The organism is Halomonas sp. (genome assembly GCF_033549285.1).
GTDB lineage: Bacteria > Pseudomonadota > Gammaproteobacteria > Pseudomonadales > Halomonadaceae > Halomonas.
In genome coordinates this window covers 1-17,128 of sequence record NZ_JAWSUJ010000019.1, presented here as the reverse complement: position 1 = coordinate 17,128, position 17,128 = coordinate 1, and the positions used below count along the sequence as shown (strand labels likewise).

The 17,128-nt window shown below is 69.8% G+C and carries 14 protein-coding genes; 7 read left to right on the top strand and 7 right to left on the bottom strand.

The features are described 5' to 3' along the window. Positions 1 to 168 precede the first annotated feature (168 nt). The 6 genes from SCI24_RS06275 to SCI24_RS06250 all read left to right on the top strand — a co-directional run bounded on the left by SCI24_RS06275 (position 169) and on the right by SCI24_RS06250 (position 7,969). The gene (locus SCI24_RS06275; protein WP_318724563.1) at positions 169 to 1,737 is read left to right on the top strand and encodes a phosphoenolpyruvate carboxykinase; all 1,569 of its coding nucleotides are present in this window, start codon (positions 169 to 171) and stop codon (positions 1,735 to 1,737) included. Between the two features lie 136 nt (positions 1,738 to 1,873). Next, complete coding sequence (msrB, locus tag SCI24_RS06270; RefSeq protein WP_318724562.1) at positions 1,874 to 2,371, top strand: peptide-methionine (R)-S-oxide reductase MsrB; 498 nt, start codon at positions 1,874 to 1,876, stop codon at positions 2,369 to 2,371. Positions 2,372 to 2,427: 56 nt separating this feature from the next. Further along, positions 2,428 to 4,791, top strand: a complete 2,364-nt coding sequence (locus tag SCI24_RS06265) for a Tex family protein (RefSeq protein ID WP_318724561.1) — start codon at positions 2,428 to 2,430, stop codon at positions 4,789 to 4,791. 75 nt (positions 4,792 to 4,866) lie between these two features. Then, positions 4,867 to 6,498, top strand: coding sequence for a glutamate--cysteine ligase (gene gshA / locus SCI24_RS06260; protein ID WP_412929168.1), 1,632 nt, complete (start codon positions 4,867 to 4,869; stop codon positions 6,496 to 6,498). Next, positions 6,495 to 7,031, top strand: coding sequence for a disulfide bond formation protein B (locus SCI24_RS06255; protein WP_318724559.1), 537 nt, complete (start codon positions 6,495 to 6,497; stop codon positions 7,029 to 7,031). Before gshA ends, SCI24_RS06255 begins: the two co-directional genes overlap by 4 nt. Before the next feature lie 5 nt (positions 7,032 to 7,036). Continuing rightward, a complete protein-coding gene (locus SCI24_RS06250; RefSeq protein WP_318724558.1) occupies positions 7,037 to 7,969 on the top strand; it encodes an alpha/beta hydrolase in 933 nt (310 codons plus the stop codon). A gap of 17 nt (positions 7,970 to 7,986) precedes the next feature. Here the strand turns inward: SCI24_RS06250 and SCI24_RS06245 are convergent, their stop codons facing one another. The 5 genes from SCI24_RS06245 to SCI24_RS06225 form a co-directional block, all read right to left on the bottom strand. Continuing rightward, positions 7,987 to 8,667, bottom strand: a complete 681-nt coding sequence (locus tag SCI24_RS06245) for an ABC transporter ATP-binding protein (protein WP_318724557.1) — start codon at positions 8,665 to 8,667, stop codon at positions 7,987 to 7,989. A 1-nt stretch (position 8,668) separates the two neighbouring features. After that, the gene (locus SCI24_RS06240) at positions 8,669 to 9,412 is read right to left on the bottom strand and encodes an ABC transporter ATP-binding protein (RefSeq protein WP_318724556.1); all 744 of its coding nucleotides are present in this window, start codon (positions 9,410 to 9,412) and stop codon (positions 8,669 to 8,671) included. Continuing rightward, the gene (locus tag SCI24_RS06235) at positions 9,405 to 10,436 is read right to left on the bottom strand and encodes a branched-chain amino acid ABC transporter permease (RefSeq protein WP_318724555.1); all 1,032 of its coding nucleotides are present in this window, start codon (positions 10,434 to 10,436) and stop codon (positions 9,405 to 9,407) included. Before SCI24_RS06235 ends, SCI24_RS06240 begins: the two co-directional genes overlap by 8 nt. Next, positions 10,429 to 11,349 carry a branched-chain amino acid ABC transporter permease gene (locus tag SCI24_RS06230; protein WP_318724554.1) on the bottom strand — a complete coding sequence of 307 codons (921 nt, stop codon included), beginning with the start codon at positions 11,347 to 11,349 and terminating at the stop codon, positions 10,429 to 10,431. Before SCI24_RS06230 ends, SCI24_RS06235 begins: the two co-directional genes overlap by 8 nt. Positions 11,350 to 11,418: 69 nt before the next feature. Further along, entirely contained in the window at positions 11,419 to 12,561 is a 1,143-nt protein-coding gene (locus SCI24_RS06225) for an ABC transporter substrate-binding protein (RefSeq protein ID WP_318724553.1), read from the bottom strand. A 298-nt stretch (positions 12,562 to 12,859) separates the two neighbouring features. On the opposite strand from SCI24_RS06225, the gene rsd reads away from it, so the two are divergent. Further along, positions 12,860 to 13,360, top strand: coding sequence for a sigma D regulator (gene rsd, locus SCI24_RS06220; RefSeq protein WP_318724552.1), 501 nt, complete (start codon positions 12,860 to 12,862; stop codon positions 13,358 to 13,360). 105 nt (positions 13,361 to 13,465) lie between these two features. Here the strand turns inward: rsd and SCI24_RS06215 are convergent, their stop codons facing one another. Together SCI24_RS06215 and SCI24_RS06210 are read right to left on the bottom strand one after the other, a co-directional pair. Further along, positions 13,466 to 16,528 (bottom strand): efflux RND transporter permease subunit, encoded by a 3,063-nt coding sequence (locus tag SCI24_RS06215; protein ID WP_318724551.1) that lies wholly within the window; start codon positions 16,526 to 16,528, stop codon positions 13,466 to 13,468. A 1-nt stretch (position 16,529) separates the two neighbouring features. After that, positions 16,530 to 17,128: efflux RND transporter periplasmic adaptor subunit (locus SCI24_RS06210; protein WP_318724550.1), on the bottom strand; the 599-nt coding region annotated here is incomplete at its 5' end.

Genomic DNA, 17,128 nt, shown 5'->3' with positions numbered 1-17,128 from the left:
CGGCGTTTCCCGCCGGCCGGGTTTTTGCCATAATGGCGCCGTTTTTTCCGGTCGATCGCCCAGCACAAGACGGCAATGACCCGCGCACGGCGATCATGGCATGACCCACGTTGCGTCACCGACGCCCGGCACACGAGAGAGAAGCGGCCGCAAGGCCCAGGACACGACATGACCACGACTCAAGCCGCCCCCCAGCAAACCGCCATTTCCCACGTCAACCTCTGCAGCGCCGAGCTGATCGAGCGGGCAGTGGCCAACGGGGAAGGGCGCCTGGCCGCCAACGGCGCCCTGGTGGTGAACACCGGCGAGCGCACCGGCCGTTCCCCCAAGGATCGCTTCATCGTCGACGAGGCGAGCACCAGCGGCCGGATCGACTGGGGCAGCGTCAACCGCCCGTTCGACGCCGAGAAGTTCGATGCCCTCTGGGACCGCGTCGATGCCTACCTGGCCGGCGGCGAGCACTATGTGTCCGAGCTCCACGTGGGCAGTGACCCGGTCCACTACCTGCCGGTGCGCGTCACCACCGAGACCGCCTGGCACAATCTCTTCGGCCGCACCATGTTCGTGCGTCCCGAGGCCTACAACCCCTCCGTGAAGGAGGAGTGGACCATCCTCAACGCCCCCTTCTTCGAGTGCGACCCGGCCCGCGACGGCACCAACTCCGACGGCTGCGTGATCCTCAACTTCGCCCAGAAGAAGGTGCTGATCGCCGGCATGCGCTATGCCGGCGAGATGAAGAAAGCGATGTTCTCGGTGCAGAACTTCCTGCTGCCGGACGCCAATGTGCTGCCCATGCACTGCTCCGCCAATGTCGGCGAGGACGGCGAGACCACGCTCTTCTTCGGCCTCTCCGGCACCGGCAAGACCACCCTCTCCGCCGACCCGGCCCGCTACCTGATCGGTGACGACGAGCATGGCTGGGGGCCGGGCACCGTCTTCAACATCGAGGGCGGCTGCTACGCCAAGTGCATCGACCTCTCCGAGAAGAACGAGCCGATCATCTGGCAGGCCATCAAGTTCGGCACCGTGCTGGAGAACGTGGTCCTCGACGACCGCCGCGAGCCGGACTACGCCGATGACAGCCTGACCCAGAACTCCCGCGCCGCCTACCCGCTGGAGCATGTCGAGAAGCGCGTGCCCGAGAACCGCGCCGGCGAGCCCAATGCCATCGTCTTCCTCACCTGCGACATGTCCGGCGTGCTGCCCCCGGTCTCCGTGCTCTCCAAGGAAGCTGCCGCCTACCACTTCCTCTCCGGCTACACGGCCAAGGTGGGTTCCACCGAGGTGGGCTCCTCCGCCGGCCTCGAGGCGACCTTCTCCACCTGCTTCGGCGCCCCCTTCTTCCCGCGTCCGGCGCGCGAGTACGCCGACCTGCTGGTCAAGCGCGTGGACGAGAAGGATGCCCAGGTCTACCTGGTCAACACCGGTTGGACCGGTGGCGCCTACGGGGAGGGCGGCGCGCGCTTCTCGATCCCCACCACCCGCGCCATCATCAGCGCCATCCAGTCCGGCGTGCTGCGCGACGTCGAGACGCGCCAGGTTGAGGGCCTGAACCTGGCGGTGCCCACCGCCGTGCCGGGTGTCGACTCCCGCCTGCTCGACCCGCGCGAGACCTGGCAGGACAAGACCGCCTACGACCGCAAGTGCCAGGAACTGGCCGCCAAGTTCGTCTACAACTTCAAGAAGTTCGAGGGTGTCAACGAGGCGATCGTCAAGGCGGGCCCCAGCCTGACCTGAGGCGCGCATGGGCGAACCGTCGGGGGTATCGACGGTCTGACCGGGGGAAGGAGTCAGCTCCTTCCCCCGTTTGCGTCCTGGCGTGATCTCGCGGGGAAGGCTGGCGCCGGGGTTCGACCACCGACGGAGAGAGACCATGAAGCGACGGTATTTTCTTGGCGTGCTGGGGGCCGGCAGTCTCGCCGGCCTGCTGCCGGGGTTGGCCGCGGCCCGGCCCAAGCCTGACCTTTCGCGTGCCGAGGGGCTCGAGGTGCTGGAGCTCTCCGAGGCCGAGTGGCGGGAGCGGCTCAGCGACGAGCAGTTCGAGATCCTGCGCGAGGAGGGCACCGAGCCGGCCTTCTCGAGCCCCCTGGACAAGGAGACCCGCGAGGGCGAGTACCGCTGTGCCGGCTGTGACCTGCTGCTCTTCACCAGCGCCATGAAGTACGACTCGGGCACCGGCTGGCCGAGCTTCTTCGAGCACGTCGAGGGGCACCTGCTGACCAGCGTCGACTACTTCCTGGTCTTCCCGCGCACCGAGTATCACTGCGCCCGCTGCGGCGGCCACCAGGGCCACGTCTTCGACGACGGCCCCGAACCCACCGGCCTGCGCTGGTGCAACAACGGCCTGGCGCTGCGATTCGTCCCCGCCTGAATCCCGATTGTGGTACCTTGTCGCGATCGTCTGGACGTTTGATTGCCAAGGATTTCATGGACGCACACGACAAGATCATCAGCCGCCTCGCCGAGGAACTCGCCGTTCGCCCGCCGCAGGTCAAGGCGACGGTGGAACTGCTCGACGGCGGGGCCACCGTGCCCTTCATCGCCCGCTATCGCAAGGAAGTCACCGGCGGGCTCGATGACATCCAGCTTCGCCAGCTTCATGAGCGCCTGGCCTACCTGCGCGAACTGGAGGAGCGCCGCGAGGCGGTGCTGGCCGCCATCGACGAGCAGGGCAAGCTCACCGAGGCCCTCGCCGCCAGCATCCGCGGCGCACAGACCAAGCAGCGCCTGGAAGACCTCTACCTGCCCTACAAGAAGAAGCGGCGCACCAAGGCGCAGATCGCCCGGGAGGCGGGACTCGAGCCGCTGGCCGATGCCCTGCTGGCCGACCCGAGCCTCACCCCCGAGGCCGAGGCGGCCAGGTACCTTCGCGCCGCCGAGGGCGACATCCCCGCCGTCGAGGACGCCAAGGCGGCCCTGGACGGCGCCAAGCAGATCCTCATGGAGCGTTTCGCCGAGGACCCCGAGCTCGTCGGCCAACTGCGCGAGCGGCTGTGGCACGAAGGCGAGCTCTCCTCACGGGTGATCGCCGGCAAGGAGCAGGAGGGCGCCAAGTTCTCCGACTACTTCGAGCACGACGAGCGGCTTGCCAAGGTGCCCTCGCACCGCGCCCTGGCCATGTTCCGCGGCCGTAACGAGGGCGTGCTGGCGCTGGCCCTGCGCCTGCCCGGCGAGGAGGAGGCCCCGATCCACCCGGCCCAGGTGGCCATCGCCCGGCACTTCACGATCAGCGACCAGGGCCGCCCCGCCGACCGCTGGCTCGCCGAGGTGGTGCGCTGGACCTGGCGGGTCAAGCTCTATACCCACCTGGAGACCGAGCTGATGGGCCGGCTTCGCGAGCGCGCGGAGCTCGAGGCCATCGAGGTGTTCGCCGCCAACCTCAAGGACCTGCTGCTGGCCGCCCCGGCGGGCCAGAAGGCGACCCTGGCCATCGACCCGGGCCTGCGTACCGGCTGCAAGGTGGCGGTGGTGGATGCCACCGGCCAGTTCCTCGAGCACGCCACCATCTATCCCCATGCGCCCCGCAATGCCTGGGAGGCGTCGCTTTCCGAGCTGGCCAGGCTGGTGGAGAGGCACGACGTGGCGCTGGTCGCCGTGGGCAACGGCACCGCCAGCCGCGAGACCGACAGGCTCGCCGGCGACCTGGTGAAACGCTTCGCGGGGAAGCGCGCGCTCTCCAAGGTGATGGTCAGCGAGGCGGGCGCCTCGGTCTACTCCGCCTCGGAGTACGCCTCCCGGGAGCTGCCGGAGCTGGACGTCACCATCCGCGGCGCGGTCTCCATCGCCCGGCGGCTGCAGGACCCGCTGGCCGAGCTGGTCAAGATCGAGCCCAAGTCCATCGGCGTGGGCCAGTACCAGCATGACGTCTCGCAGCTGCAGCTCTCCCGGAGCCTGGAGGCGGTGATCGAGGACTGCGTGAACGCCGTGGGGGTGGACCTCAACACGGCGTCGAGCGCGCTGCTGTCGCGGGTCGCGGGCCTCAATGCGGCCCTGGCCGACAACATCGTCGCGCGCCGCAACGCCGAGGGCGCCTTCACCAGCCGCCGGGCGCTGCTCGACGTCAGCCGCCTCGGGCCCAAGACCTTCGAGCAGTGCGCCGGCTTTTTGCGCATCATGAACGGCGACAACCCGCTGGATGCCAGCGCCGTGCACCCCGAGGCCTATCCGCTGGTGGAGCGCATCGCCCAGCGCAGCGGGCGCCCGCTGGCCGGGCTGATCGGCGACAGTGCCACCCTCAGGTCGCTGAAGCCCGCCGAGTTCGCCGACGAGCGCTTCGGCGTGCCCACCGTCACCGATATCCTCGCCGAGCTCGACAAGCCGGGCCGCGACCCGCGCCCCGAGTTCAAGGCGGCCGAGTTCCGCGAGGGGGTCGAGACCCTGAAGGACCTCGAGCCGGGCATGATCCTCGAGGGCAGCGTGACCAACGTCACCCACTTCGGGGCCTTCGTCGACATCGGCGTCCACCAGGATGGCCTGGTGCACATCTCGGCGCTCTCCGAGAAGTTCATCGAGGACCCGCGCACCGTGGTCAAGGCCGGCGACATCGTGCGGGTCAAGGTGATGAGCGTGGACCTCGCGCGCTCGCGCATCGGCCTCACCATGCGCCTCGATGACCAGCCCGACGGCCAGGAAGGCGACCAGGCCACCAACCCGCCGCGCCGCGGGCGCGGCAATGAACGGGGCCGGGGCCAGGGCGCCGGCAAGGCCGGTCGTGGCGGCAAGGCGGCCGAGCCGGCCGGCCCGATGGGCGCCCTGGGAGCGGCCCTGCTGCAGGCCAAGAAGGGACGCTGACCTTGAAGCGCCGCCAGGCGGCACCATAATCTGACGCTTGCCGGGCGCCACGGCGCCCGCCTTTCCACATATGGGGTGACCATCTTGTCCGAATCGTTCATCAGCCGCGTCGATCGACTCAAGTCCCTGGCCGACCAGGGGCGGGTCGGCCGCCTGCGCCGCGGCATCGAGAAGGAGGGGCTGCGGGTCGACGGCGAAGGGCGCATCGCCGCCACCCCGCATCCCGCCGCGCTGGGCTCCAAGCTGACCCACCCGCACATCACCACCGACTATTCCGAGGCGCTGCTGGAGTACATCACCCCGGTCACCTGCCGGCCTGCCGACGCCCTCGACTTCCTCGCCGACCTGCACCGCTTCAGCTATCGCTATCTGGGCGACGAGCTGATCTGGCCGGCCAGCATGCCATCGCGCCTGGACGGCAACGACAGCGTGCCCATCGCCGACTACGGCACCTCCAATGTGGGCATCATGAAACGGGTCTATCGTCAGGGACTGGACGTTCGCTACGGGCGCATCATGCAGGCCATCGCCGGGGTGCACTACAACGTCTCGCTGCCCGATGACCTCTGGCAGCTGCTGCGCGAACTCGAGGGTGACCTCGACACCCCCCTGCGCGACTACCGCTCGACGCGCTACTTCGGGCTGATCCGCAACTTCCGTCGCCACAGCTGGCTGCTGCTCTACCTGTTCGGCGCCTCGCCGGCGCTGGATCACAGCTTCCTGCCGAGCGGCGAGCTGCCCGAGAAGCTCCAGCGGCATGGCGAGGAGACCCTGGTGTCGCGCCACGCCACCAGCCTGCGCATGTCGGACCTGGGCTACCAGAACAAGGTCCAGGAGCAGCTGAAGATCTGCTTCAACTCGCTCTCCAACTACGTCAATACCCTGCGCCACGCCATCGCCACGCCCTGGCAGGACTACCAGAGGCTGGGCGTGAAGGAGGGCGACGAGTGGCGCCAGCTCAATGCCAACATCCTGCAGATCGAGAACGAGTACTACAGCGACATCCGCCCCAAGCGGGTGGCGCGCCACGACGAGACCCCGAGCCAGGCGCTGGAGGCCCGCGGCGTGGAGTACATCGAGGTGCGCTGCCTGGACCTCAACCCCTTCCTGCCGCTGGGGGTGGACGAGCCCCAGATCCGCTTCATCGACACCTTCCTGATGTGGTGCCTGCTCAGCGAGAGTCCCTGGATTCCCGACGACGAGTGCGACCGGCTGGACGACAACCGCCGCCTGGTGGTCGAGCGTGGCCGGGACCCCGAGCTGCGTCTGCTGCAGGATGGCCGGCACCGCTCCATTGCCGACTGGGGCGGCGAGATCCTCGCCGAGATGGCGGCGGTGGCGGAGCTGCTCGACCGCCTGGAAGAGGGCGAGCCTCACGGCGAGGCGCTGGCGGCCCTCTCGCCGCGCCTGGAGGACCCCGCCCTTACGCCCTCCGCGCGGTTGCTGGCGCGCCTCGAGTCGACCGGGGAGTCCTTCGTCGAGGCCATGCTCGGCCTCGCCCGGGAACAGGCCCAGGAGTTCCGCGACACCCCCATGGACCCCTCCCGGGAGGCGCTGTTCGATGAGCTGGTGGCGACCTCCCTGGCGCAGCAGCAGGACCTCGAGGCGGCCGACACCGAGGGCTTCGACACCTTCCTGGCCCGCTACTTCGAGCGCGCCCGCGAGGTGAGGGCCGTCACGCCGCTGCAGACGGGAGAGACGTCATGATCGACGATCTTCGACGCCTCTCGGTCCGCGAGTGGAGCCTGGCGGGCCTCGCCTTCTGCGTGCTGATGATGGCCGTGGCCCTGGGGCTCGAACATGTCGTCGGACTGGAGCCCTGTCCGCTGTGCATCTTCCAGCGGGTGGCCGTGCTGGCCGCCGCCGCCGTCTTCCTCGTCGCCGCGATCCACGACCCCGAGGGCCGCGCGGGGGCAGTGATCTACGGCCTGCTGTCGCTGGCCGCCGTGGGTGGCGGCATCGCCGTGGCGGGGCGCCACCTGTGGCTGCAGTCGCTGCCGGCCGACGAGGTGCCGAGCTGCGGACCGGGGCTCGACTACATGATGGAGATCCTGCCCCTGCAGCAGGTGCTGGCCCAGGTGCTCTCCGGCTCGGGTGAGTGCGCCGAGATCGACTTCCTGTTGCTCGGCATCTCGCTACCCGGCTGGACCCTGGCTGGCTTCCTGGTGCTCGCGCTGGCCCCGCTGGGCCTGCTGCTGGCGGCCAATCGCCCGCGTCGCGGCTATCGCTGGCAGGGCTAGGGGCCATGCTCTATCGCGACCTGGCCTCCCAGGAGGCGATCGACCGCGCCTACGACCCCATGCGGGGGCGCGATCCGGCGGCCCTGCTCGCCGACTGGCGTGAGCGGAGCGCGGTGTCTTGCCAGCGCCATCGGGTGACGCTCGACCTGCCCTACGGACCGACGCTTGCCGAGTGCCTGGACCTCTACCACGCCGAGGGCATGGGGGAGGAGAGAGCGGAGGAGAGAGCGGAGGGGAGAGAGGAGGGGAGAGAGGAGGGGAGAGAGGAGGGGAGAGAGGAGGGCGAGCCTGCCCCCTGCCACCTCTTCTTCCATGGCGGCTACTGGCGCTCGCTCAGCCACAAGGAGTTCGGCTTCGTCGTCGACGGCCTGGTGGCGTCGGGCATCACGGTGGCGGTGGTCAACTACGCCCTCTGCCCCGCGGTGGCGTTCGGCGAGGTGGTGAGACAGAGCCGCGCGGCCCTGGCGTGGGTCCATCGCAACGCCGTGTCACTGGGGGTCGACCCTGAGCGGCTCAGCGTTTCGGGCCACTCCGCCGGCGGGCACCTCTGCGCCATGCTGCTGGCCACCGACTGGGAAGGCGTCTATGGCCTGCCCAAAGACCTGATCAAGGGGGCGCTGTGCGTCAGCGGCCTCTATGACCTCGGGCCCTTTCCCTGGTCATGGCTGCAGCCCAAGCTCCAGCTCACCGGCCGCGACGTGATCGACTATAGTCCCGTGGGGCTGCCCTGCCGCGTCCCGGCCGAGGTGCAGCTGGTCGCCGGGAGCGAGGAGTCCAGCGAGTTCGCCCGCCAGATGCAGGCCTATGCCGAGCACCTGCGCGGGCGGGGCATCGGCGTCGAGTCGACCCTGCTGGAAGGCGATGACCACTTCTCTATCCTCGACCACTATCGCCCCGGCGGGCGCTTCGTCGAGGGAATTACCGCCTTCCATCCCTGAGCCTCCGGCGCACGGGGCTATACCCCCAGATAGCGGTCGCGGATGCCGCTGTCCAGCGCCTCGGGCGGCCCCTCCCATGCCGTGCGCCCCTTCTCCAGGATGGTGCAGCGGTCGACCACCGGCAGCAGCTCGCCCAGCGACTTGTCGACGATCAGCGTCGACTGCCCCTGCGCCTTGATCAACCTCAGGGCCGACCAGATCTCCTGGCGGATCACCGGCGCCAGGCCCTCGGTCGCCTCGTCGAGCACCAGCAGGCGTGGGTTGGTCATCAGGGCGCGACCGATGGCGAGCATCTGCTGCTCGCCGCCGGAGAGGGTGGCCGCCATCTGGCGGCGTCGCTCGGCGAGCCGGGGAAAGAGGGCCTCGACCCGTTCCCGGCTCCAGGGGCCGGGACGGGCGGTGACCACCAGGTTCTCGCGTACCGAGAGGTTGGGAAAGCAGCGCCGTCCCTCCGGCACCAGCCCCAGGCCGCACTGGGCGATGCGGTAGGCCGGCAGGCGCCGCAGGTCCCGCGACGCGAAGGTGATGCGTCCGCGACGCGCCGGCGTCAGGCCGAACAGCGAGCGGATGGTGGTGGTCTTGCCCATGCCGTTGCGCCCCATGAGGGCTACCATCTCACCCGCCTCGACCTGCAGGCTGACGCCGAACAGCGCCTGGGACGGCCCGTAGAACGTCTCGATATCGCTGATCTCGAGCATCTCAGTCTCCCAGGTAGGCGTCGCGGACGCGTGGGTCGCGGCGGATGGCCTCGCTGTCGCCATGGGCGATGACGCGGCCCGCCACCAGCACGGAGATGCGATCCGCCAGCCGGAACACCGCGTCCATGTCATGTTCGATCAGCAGGATGGGGACCTCCTCCTTCAGGGTCTCGAGCAGTTCGGTGAGCCGTGCCGTCCCCTCGGGGCCGAGCCCGGCCATGGGCTCGTCCAGCAGCAGGGCCCGGGGCTCGAGGACCAGCGCACAGGCCACCTCCACCTGGCGGCGCTCGCCGTGGGAGAGCGCCGCCACCGGCGTGTCGGCACGGTGGGCGAGGTGCATGCGCTCAAGGGCCTCATGGGCGGGTTCGAGCAAGCTGCGATCGCGGCTGACCGGCCGCCAGAAGCGGAAGCTGTGCCCCTGCAGCGCCTGGGCCCCGATCATCACGTTGCGCAGCACGCTGAGCGGTTCGGCCAGGCACGAGACCTGGAAGCTGCGCCCCAGGCCGAGGCGTGCCCGGCGGGCGACCCCCAGGGCGGTGATGTCGCGCCCGCCCAGGCGGATCTGCCCGGCATCGGGCCTGAGGCTGCCGGCGATCTGGGCGATCAGCGTCGACTTGCCGGCGCCGTTGGGGCCGATCAGGGCATGGATCTCGCCGGCCCGGAGATCCAGCGACACGTCCTGGGTGGCCTGCAGGGCACCGAAGCGCTTGTGCAGGCCGGTCATCGACAGCACGGCCTTACTCATGGCGCTCGCTCCCGGCCAGCCAGCCGATCACCCCCTGCCGGGCGAACAGCACCACGCCCAGCAGCACCAGGCCGAGGAAGAACTTCCAGTATTCGGTCAGTCCCCCCAGCAGGGTCTCCATCATCACGAAGAGGATGGCCCCGGCGAGCGGCCCGTAGAGGCGCCCGACCCCGCCAAGAATCACGATCACCATCAGCTCGCCCGAGAGGTGCCAGCTGAGCATCGAGGGGCTGACGAAGCCGTTGAGGTCCGCATAGAGCGCTCCGGCCAGGCCGGTGATCATTGCCGAGATGACGAAGGCCACCAGGCGGATGGGGAAGGGCGAGATACCGGCGGTGGCCAGGCGGGTCTCGTTGAGCCGCGCCATGGTGAGGGCGGCCCCGAAGCGGGCCCCCATCAGTCGCGAAGTGAGCGCCAGCGAGAGCACCAGGCCAGTGAAGCAGACCAGGAAGAAAGTCAGGGCGTGGTTGGTATCGAGCCCGGGCAGCGTATTGCGCAGATAGATCGGCAGGCCATCCTCGCCGCCATAGTCGGGCCAGGAGTTGGCGAAGTAGTAGGCCATCTGGGCGAAGGCCAGGGTGATCATGATGAAGTAGACCCCGGAGGTGCGCAGCGAGATGGCGCCGATCACCAGGGCGAGCAGGCCACAGAGCAGCACGGCCGAAAGCCAGATCACCAGCATGTCGTCGCTGCCGGGCAGGCCCATCAACAGGCTGCCATCGAAGGCGTGGTAGGCGCTGATGCCGCTCACGTAGCCGCCCAGGCCGAAGTAGGCGGCATGGCCGAAGCTGATCATGCCGCCGAAGCCGATGGCCAGGTTCAGCCCCACGGCGGCCATGGCCACCAGGGCGATGCGCGAGGCGAGGTTGACGTAGTAGACCTCGCCCAGCAGGTGGGCGGCGACCGGGGCGAGCAGCATCAGCGCCAGAAGCCCGCCGTGCACCAGGCGCCGGCGATCCAGCCAGCGGTTCGCGCCGCTCGAGCGCAGCGCGGCGGGGGCGGTCGTGGGGTGGGGTCTAGTCATGGGCGGCAAAGAGTCCCTTCGGCTTGAAGGCCAGTATCCCCGCCATGAGGATGTAGATCAGCATGGCGGCCAGGGCGGTCCCCGCTCCCGCGGCGTCCGACGGGGCCATGAACTGGGCGAACAGGGCGGGAAGGAAGACCCGTCCCAGGGTATCCACCAGGCCGACCAGCAGGGCCCCGAGCAGGGCGCCCTTGATCGAGCCGATGCCGCCGATCACGATCACCACGAAGGCCAGTATCAGCACCGGCTCCCCCATGCCCACCTGCACCGACTGCAGGGCGCCCACCAGCGAACCGGCCAGGCCCGCCAGGGCGGCCCCCAGGGCGAACACCAGGGTATAGAGCCGCCGGATGTTGACCCCCAGGGCGCCGATCATCTCGCGGTCGCTCTCGCCGGCGCGGATGCGCATGCCCAGCCGGGTATGCGCGATCAGCAGATAGAGGCCGGCGGCCACCACCACGCCCACGGCGATGATCACCAGCCGGTAGACGGGATAGCGGGAACCGCCGGGCAGGGCCACCGACCCGGCCAGCGCCTCGGGCGGGCTGAGCCACAGCGGCGAGGAGCCGAACAGCCAGCGGGTGCCCTCGGAGAAGATCAGGATCAGCGCGAAGGTGGCGAGCACCTGGTCGAGGTGCTGGCGCCGGTAGAGGCGGCGTATCACCAGCAGCTCGACGATGGCGCCCGCCGCGGCCGCTGCCAGCACGCCAGCCGCCAGCCCCAGCAGGAAGGAGCCGGTCGAGGCGGTGGCCAGGGCGGTGACATAGGCCCCGACCATGTAGAAGGAGCCATGGGCCAGGTTGATCAGCCCCATGACCCCGAACACCAGGGTCAGGCCGCTGGCCATCAGGAAGAGCATGGTACCGAGCTGCAGGCCGTTGATCAGTTGCTCGATCAGCAGGGTGACGGACACGTCGGGCATCCTTGGGGAAACGAGGGGGGAGGCGGCGCCGGGATGATGCCCGGCCCGGCACCGCGACGATCACATCCGGCACTGCTCGGCATAGACGTCCTGGATGTCCTCGACGGCCAGTCCGACCAGGCGGTTGGTCGGCTCGCCGTCCTCGCCCTCGACCACCTCGCGGACATGGATGTCCTGGATCGGGTGGTGGTTCGGGCCGAAGCGGAACTTGCCGCGCACCGAGTCGAAGTCGGCCTCGCGCAGGGCCTCGCGGAAGGCGTCCTTGTCGCTCGGGTGGGCCTTCTCCAGGGCGCTCAGGATCAGGCGGGCGGTGTCGTAGCCCTGGGCCGCATAGAGGGTTGGGGTCCGCTCGTAGGCCTCACGGAAGCCCTCGACGAAGGCCTGGTTGGCCGCGTTCTCCAGGTCGTAGGCCCACTGCGAGGTGTTCATGGCGCCGATCGCGGCGCTGCCCACCGCCTTGATGATCGTCTCGTCGAACGAGAAGGCCGCCCCGAACACCGGCATCTCCACCCCCGAGTTCTCCCACTGCTTCATGAAGGAGATGCCCATGCCGCCGGGCAGGAAGAAGAACAGGCTGTCGGCTTCGCTGGCGCGGATCCTGGCGATCTCGGCGGCGTAGTCGGTCTGGCCCAGCTGGGTGTAGATCTCGTCGGTGACCTCACCCTCGAAGAGGTGCTTGAAGCCGGCCAGGGCATCGGTGCCCGCGGGATAGTTGGGCGCCATCAGGATGGGGGCCTCGTAGCCCTGCTCGCGCATCCAGGCGCCCATCGCACCGTGCAGGTTGTCGTTCTGGTAGGCCACGTTGAAGTAGTTCTCGTGGCACATCTTCCCGGCCAGCGCAGAGGGGCCGGCATTGGGCGAGAGGTAGAAGGTCCCCTGGCGGACCACGGAGGGCACCACGGCCATGGCCAGGTTGGACCAGATGATGCCGGTCATGATGTCGACCTCGTCGCGCTGCATGAACTCGTTGGAGAGCGTCTTGGCAAGGTCGGGGCGGCGGGCGTCGTCCTGGATCAGCACCTCGATGTCGTCGCGGTCTGCCTGGTCAATGGCGAGCATGAAGCCGTCGCGGACATCGACGCCGAGATGGGAGCCACCCCCCGAGAGGGTGGTGATCATGCCGATCCTGACCTCCTCGGCCTGGGCCGTGGCCACGGCGGTCGTCATCAGCAGGCCGAGGCCGGCGCGGGTCAGCTTGTTCATGGAAATCCCCTCCAGAGTCCTGGTGTCGTGACGTTGTGATGGCGGCAGCGCGGCGGCTGGCTCCGCTACAAGGTACCGCATACGGTACTACGAATGCCGGGATGGCCTCTCCACGCTCCCCTCGCGCTCCCCGACGACCGCTCGCCCCGCCCATCCTCGCGGGCGAGCCACGGCGACTCAAGGGCCGCGTCGGGCCGAGGCGGCAACGGGATTGACAGCGGGCCCGGCAGGCGCGAGTCTGTCAACTCGCGGGTCGAGTGCCCCGAGTGGCTGGCCGCATCGGGCAAGGGAGGCACCCATGCTGGAAGACTGCAAGAATGCCCTGGAGCGCTGGGGCGGCGTGCACGAGCTGATCGATCGCTGGCTCCATGAGCGGCGTGAGCTGCTGATCCATTTCGCCGCACTGAAGCAGGCCTGTGACGCCGAGCTCGAGGCGGTGAGCGCGGAGCGCGTGGATACCTTCGGCGAGCTGCTGATGGACTACATCAGCGCCGGTCACTTCGAGGTCTACCCGCAGCTGCGGGAGGAGGCCAAGGCCTTCGACGACCACCAGGCCCTGGAACTCGCCGACCGCCTGCTCGAGCGCCTGGAGATGTCCACCGAGCTGGTGCTCTCCTTCGATCGCGACTACGACAGTCCCGCCCGGGCCCAGCACCATATGCGTCGCCTTCCCGCCTGGCTCGACCGCCTGAGCCGCGGGCTCAGCGAGCGCTTCACCCTCGAGGACCAGCTGATCGCCCGCCTGCATGCGGCCCATGCGCCGGATGCTGCTCGCGCCGAGGCCGACACCCGGGCTTGAGCGCAACGCCCTCGTGCAAGGAGAACGCCCCATCGGCCCCCGAGGTTGCTGGGGCGTTCTCGTTGCGGGTGCCGTATCCGCCTGATGCGAGGCTGACGGCGCTGCCTAGAGCCGGCGATCGAACCGCGCACCGAGCACCAGCATGCAGGGGGTGAGCAGCAGGGTCAGGCCGGTGGCGAAGGTCAGGCCGCCGGCGATGGCGCTGGAGAGCTGGGTCCACCACTGGGTGGAGGGCGCGCCCAGCCCCAGGCTCGGGGTGATCAGGTCGACGTTGACGCCCAGTACCATGGGCGTGAGGCCCAGCACCGTGGTCACGGCGGTGAGCAGCACCGGGCGCAGGCGCAGGCCGCCGGCCTCGAGGGCCGCCTCCCCGGGAGCGAGCCCCTCGCCGCGCAGCTGGTTGTAGGTGTCGATCAGCACGATGTTGTTGTTCACCACGATGCCCGCCAGGGCGATGATGCCCATGCCCACCATGACGATGCCGAAGGGCTGGGCATTGGCGAGCAGCCCTAGCAGCACGCCGGCGGTGGAGAAGACGATGGCGGAGAGCACCAGCGCCGCCTGGTAGAGGCTGTTGAACTGGGTGACCAGGATCAGCGCCATCAGGCAGATCGCCACCAGGAAGGCGGTGGCCAGGAAACGCATCGCCTCCTGCTGGTCCTCCTGCTCGCCGGCCACGTTCACCATCACCCCCTCGGGGGGCGCCTCCATGGCGGCCATCAGTGCCGCCAGGCGCTCGTCGGGGCGGTGGTCGGCGGTGACATCGGCCTCCAGGGTGATGGCCCGGCGCCCGTCGATGCGGTGCAGGGTACCCACCTTGGGGGCCGGTTCCAGCGAGACGAAGTGCGAGATCGGCACCTGCCCCCGTTGGGTATTGATGCTCAGCCGGCCCAGCTGGTCCAGCGAACGGGCACCCCGCGGCAGGCGCACCCGGATATCCACCTCGTCGTTGACGCCGGCGGGGCGGTAGCTCGCCACCTGCAGCCCGGTGGTGATCAGCTGCACGGCACTGCCGACGCTTGCCACGTCGGTGCCGAAGCGGGCGGCGGCCTCGCGGTCCACCTTCACCCGCCACTCCACGCCGGGCAGGCTGCGGTTGTCCTCGATGTCGCGGAAGCCGCCCAGCTCGCCCATGCTCCGGCGCAGCTCGGTGACGGCCTGGTCGGCCAGGGCAGGCTCCTCGGCGCTGATCTCCAGCACGATGGGCTTGCCGCCGGCCGGCCCCATCTCCTGTTCGCGGAACTCCAGCTGAATCCCCGGCAGGTCGCGGGTGCGCTCGGCCATCTCGGTCAGGATCGCGCTGGCCGGGCGACGTCGCTGCCAGTCGATCAGCTGGAACTGCAGTACCCCCACCACGTCGCCGCCGAGCTGCTGGTCGGGCACGGCGAAGGAGCGCGCATAGAGCGCCTGGACCTCGCTCATGCCGGCGAGCCGCGCCTCGACCCGGCGCACCACGGCGTCGGTCTCCGTGGCGGAGAAGTCGCCCCGCGAGCGCACCAGCACCTGGGCGGTGTCGGGCTCGACGCTGGGGAAGAACTCGACGCCATGGTTGAAGCGGGCGTAGGCGGTGTAGATCAGCGCGATCAGCAGCAGGGCGACGAGCAGCGTGAGGCCCGGCCAGGCGAGCAGGCGGCCCAGCAGGCCCCGGTAGAGCCGCCCGCCGGCGGTGACCAGCTCGGCATCGCGGGTGGCGCCGGCGCTGCGCACGCCGAACACGCCACCCAGGGTGGGCAGGAACACCAGCGCCATGGCAAGCGACGCCAGCAGGCAGAGGATCACCGTGATCGGCAGGTACTTCATGAACTGGCCCACCACGCCGGGCCAGAACAGCAGCGGCACGAAGACCGCCAGGGTGGTGGCGGTGGAGGCGATCACCGGCCAGCTCATGCGCGTGGCGGCCCGGATCCAGGCCTCGCGGGGCGGCTGCCCCTGGCGCAGGTGGCGGTCGGCCAGCTCGCTGACCACGATGGCGCCGTCCACCAGCATGCCGGCGACCAGGATCAGCGCGAACATCACCACGATGTTGAGCGTGTAGCCGAGTGCCCAGATCAGCAGGATGCCGGTGAGGAAGGCCCCGGGGATGGTCAGGCCCACCATCAGCGCCGAGCGCAGGCCCATGGCGGCGAGTATCAGCACCAGCACCAGCACCACCGCGGTGACCACGTTGTTGAGCAGCTCCGAGAGGATGTCGCGCACGGTCTCGGACTGGTCGAGGATGGTGGTGATCTCGAGCTCGTCGGGGATCAGGCCTTCCGCCTCGTCGAGCAGCCCCTGCACCTGGGCCACGGTGGCGATGATGTTGGCGCCGGCGCGCTTGGAGATCTCCAGCACCAGGGCCGGCTGGTCGTCGATGCGGGCGAAACCCTCCGGGTCCTTGAAGGTAGGGCGGATCCAGGCCACGTCGCCGAAGGTCACCACCCGGTCGCCGTCGATCTTCACCGGCATCGCCATGACGTCCTCGAGGCGCTCGATGATCCCCGGCACCTTGAGCGCCTGGCGCCCGGCTCCGGTGTCCAGGCTGCCCGCCGCCACCAGGCGGTTGTTGCGGCTGACCAGGTTGAACAGGGTGCCGAAGTTGACTCCGTAGCTGTCGAGTACCAGGGGGTCGACCACGATCTCCAGCAGGTCCTCGCGGTCGCCGCCGATCTCCACCTCGAGCACCTCGGGGATACCCTCGATCTCCTCCTGAAGCCGGCGCGCCACGGCCAGCCGCTGGCGCTCCTCCAGCGGGCCGGCCAGGCCGATGGAGAGCACCGGGAAGAGCGCCACGTTGACCTCCATGACCCGCGGCTCGTCGGCCTCGGCGGGCAGCTCGGCGCGGGCGATGTCGACCTTCTCGCGCACGTCGGTCAGCGCCTGGTCGGGGTCGAAGCCGGCATCGAACTCCAGGGTGACCGCGGCATGGCTCTCGCTTGACTGGGCGGTCATCTTGCGCAGGCCCTCGATGCTGCGCAGCTCCTGCTCCATGGGGCGCACCAGCAGCCGCTCGCCGTCCTCGGGGCTGACGCCTTCCAGCGACATCGAGACATAGATGATGGGGATGGTGACGTCGGGATTGGCCTCCTTGGGGATCGCCTGCCAGGCGGCGAGCCCCGCCAGCAGCAGCGCGACCAGCAGCAGCAGGGTGGTACGCGAGCGATCCAGCGCCGCCTCGATCAGGGTGCGCATGTCAGGGCGCGTCTCCGGGCGCGTCGTTGCCGGCCTGCGGGGTGGGGGTCTCGACGGGTACGGCCTCCACTCGCTCGCCGGCCTCGACGAAGCCGCCCCCCAGGGTGATCAGCCGGATCCGCTCGGGCAGCCCGGCCACCCGGGCGGTCTCGGCATCGGCGTCGACCAGCTCGACCGGGGTGAGGCGGACCCGGTCGTCGTCGTCCAGGTGCTTCACCGCCAGTTGGCCCTCGCCGTCGAGCTCGAGCAGGGCGGGGGAGAGGCGATGCACCCGGCGTTCGGGCAGGCGGATGACCAGGGTGGCGCTGGCACCGGCCAGGCGGCGCCCCTCGGGATTGGCCAGCGTCGCCTCGACGGGGAAGCTGCGGGTGCTCTCCTCGGCGCGGCTGGCCACGTGGCTCAGTTCGCCGGCGAGACGGGTGCCGTCGAGCAGCTGGATCTCGACGGGCAGGCCGGGCTCCAGCGACAGGGCATCCCGCTGGGGGGCCGCGCCGATGGCCGTGAGGCGCGAGTCGTCGACCAGCCGGCCCCAGGCCTCGCCGACCTGGACCAGGTCGCCGAGCTCCACGTCGAGGCGATCGAGCACCCCGTCGAAGGGTG

Bases quoted from the DNA above. Each gene is read 5' to 3' on its own strand.
- SCI24_RS06275 (WP_318724563.1), top strand. From the start codon at position 169: ATGACCACGACTCAAGCCGCCCCCCAGCAAACCGCCATTTCCCACGTC.
- msrB (WP_318724562.1), top strand. From the start codon at position 1,874: ATGAAGCGACGGTATTTTCTTGGCGTGCTGGGGGCCGGCAGTCTCGCC.
- SCI24_RS06265 (WP_318724561.1), top strand. From the start codon at position 2,428: ATGGACGCACACGACAAGATCATCAGCCGCCTCGCCGAGGAACTCGCC.
- SCI24_RS06255 (WP_318724559.1), top strand. From the start codon at position 6,495: ATGATCGACGATCTTCGACGCCTCTCGGTCCGCGAGTGGAGCCTGGCG.
- SCI24_RS06250 (WP_318724558.1), top strand. From the start codon at position 7,037: ATGCTCTATCGCGACCTGGCCTCCCAGGAGGCGATCGACCGCGCCTAC.
- SCI24_RS06245 (WP_318724557.1), bottom strand. From the start codon at position 8,667: ATGCTCGAGATCAGCGATATCGAGACGTTCTACGGGCCGTCCCAGGCG.
- SCI24_RS06240 (WP_318724556.1), bottom strand. From the start codon at position 9,412: ATGAGTAAGGCCGTGCTGTCGATGACCGGCCTGCACAAGCGCTTCGGT.
- SCI24_RS06235 (WP_318724555.1), bottom strand. From the start codon at position 10,436: ATGACTAGACCCCACCCCACGACCGCCCCCGCCGCGCTGCGCTCGAGC.
- SCI24_RS06225 (WP_318724553.1), bottom strand. From the start codon at position 12,561: ATGAACAAGCTGACCCGCGCCGGCCTCGGCCTGCTGATGACGACCGCC.
- rsd (WP_318724552.1), top strand. From the start codon at position 12,860: ATGCTGGAAGACTGCAAGAATGCCCTGGAGCGCTGGGGCGGCGTGCAC.
- SCI24_RS06215 (WP_318724551.1), bottom strand. From the start codon at position 16,528: ATGCGCACCCTGATCGAGGCGGCGCTGGATCGCTCGCGTACCACCCTG.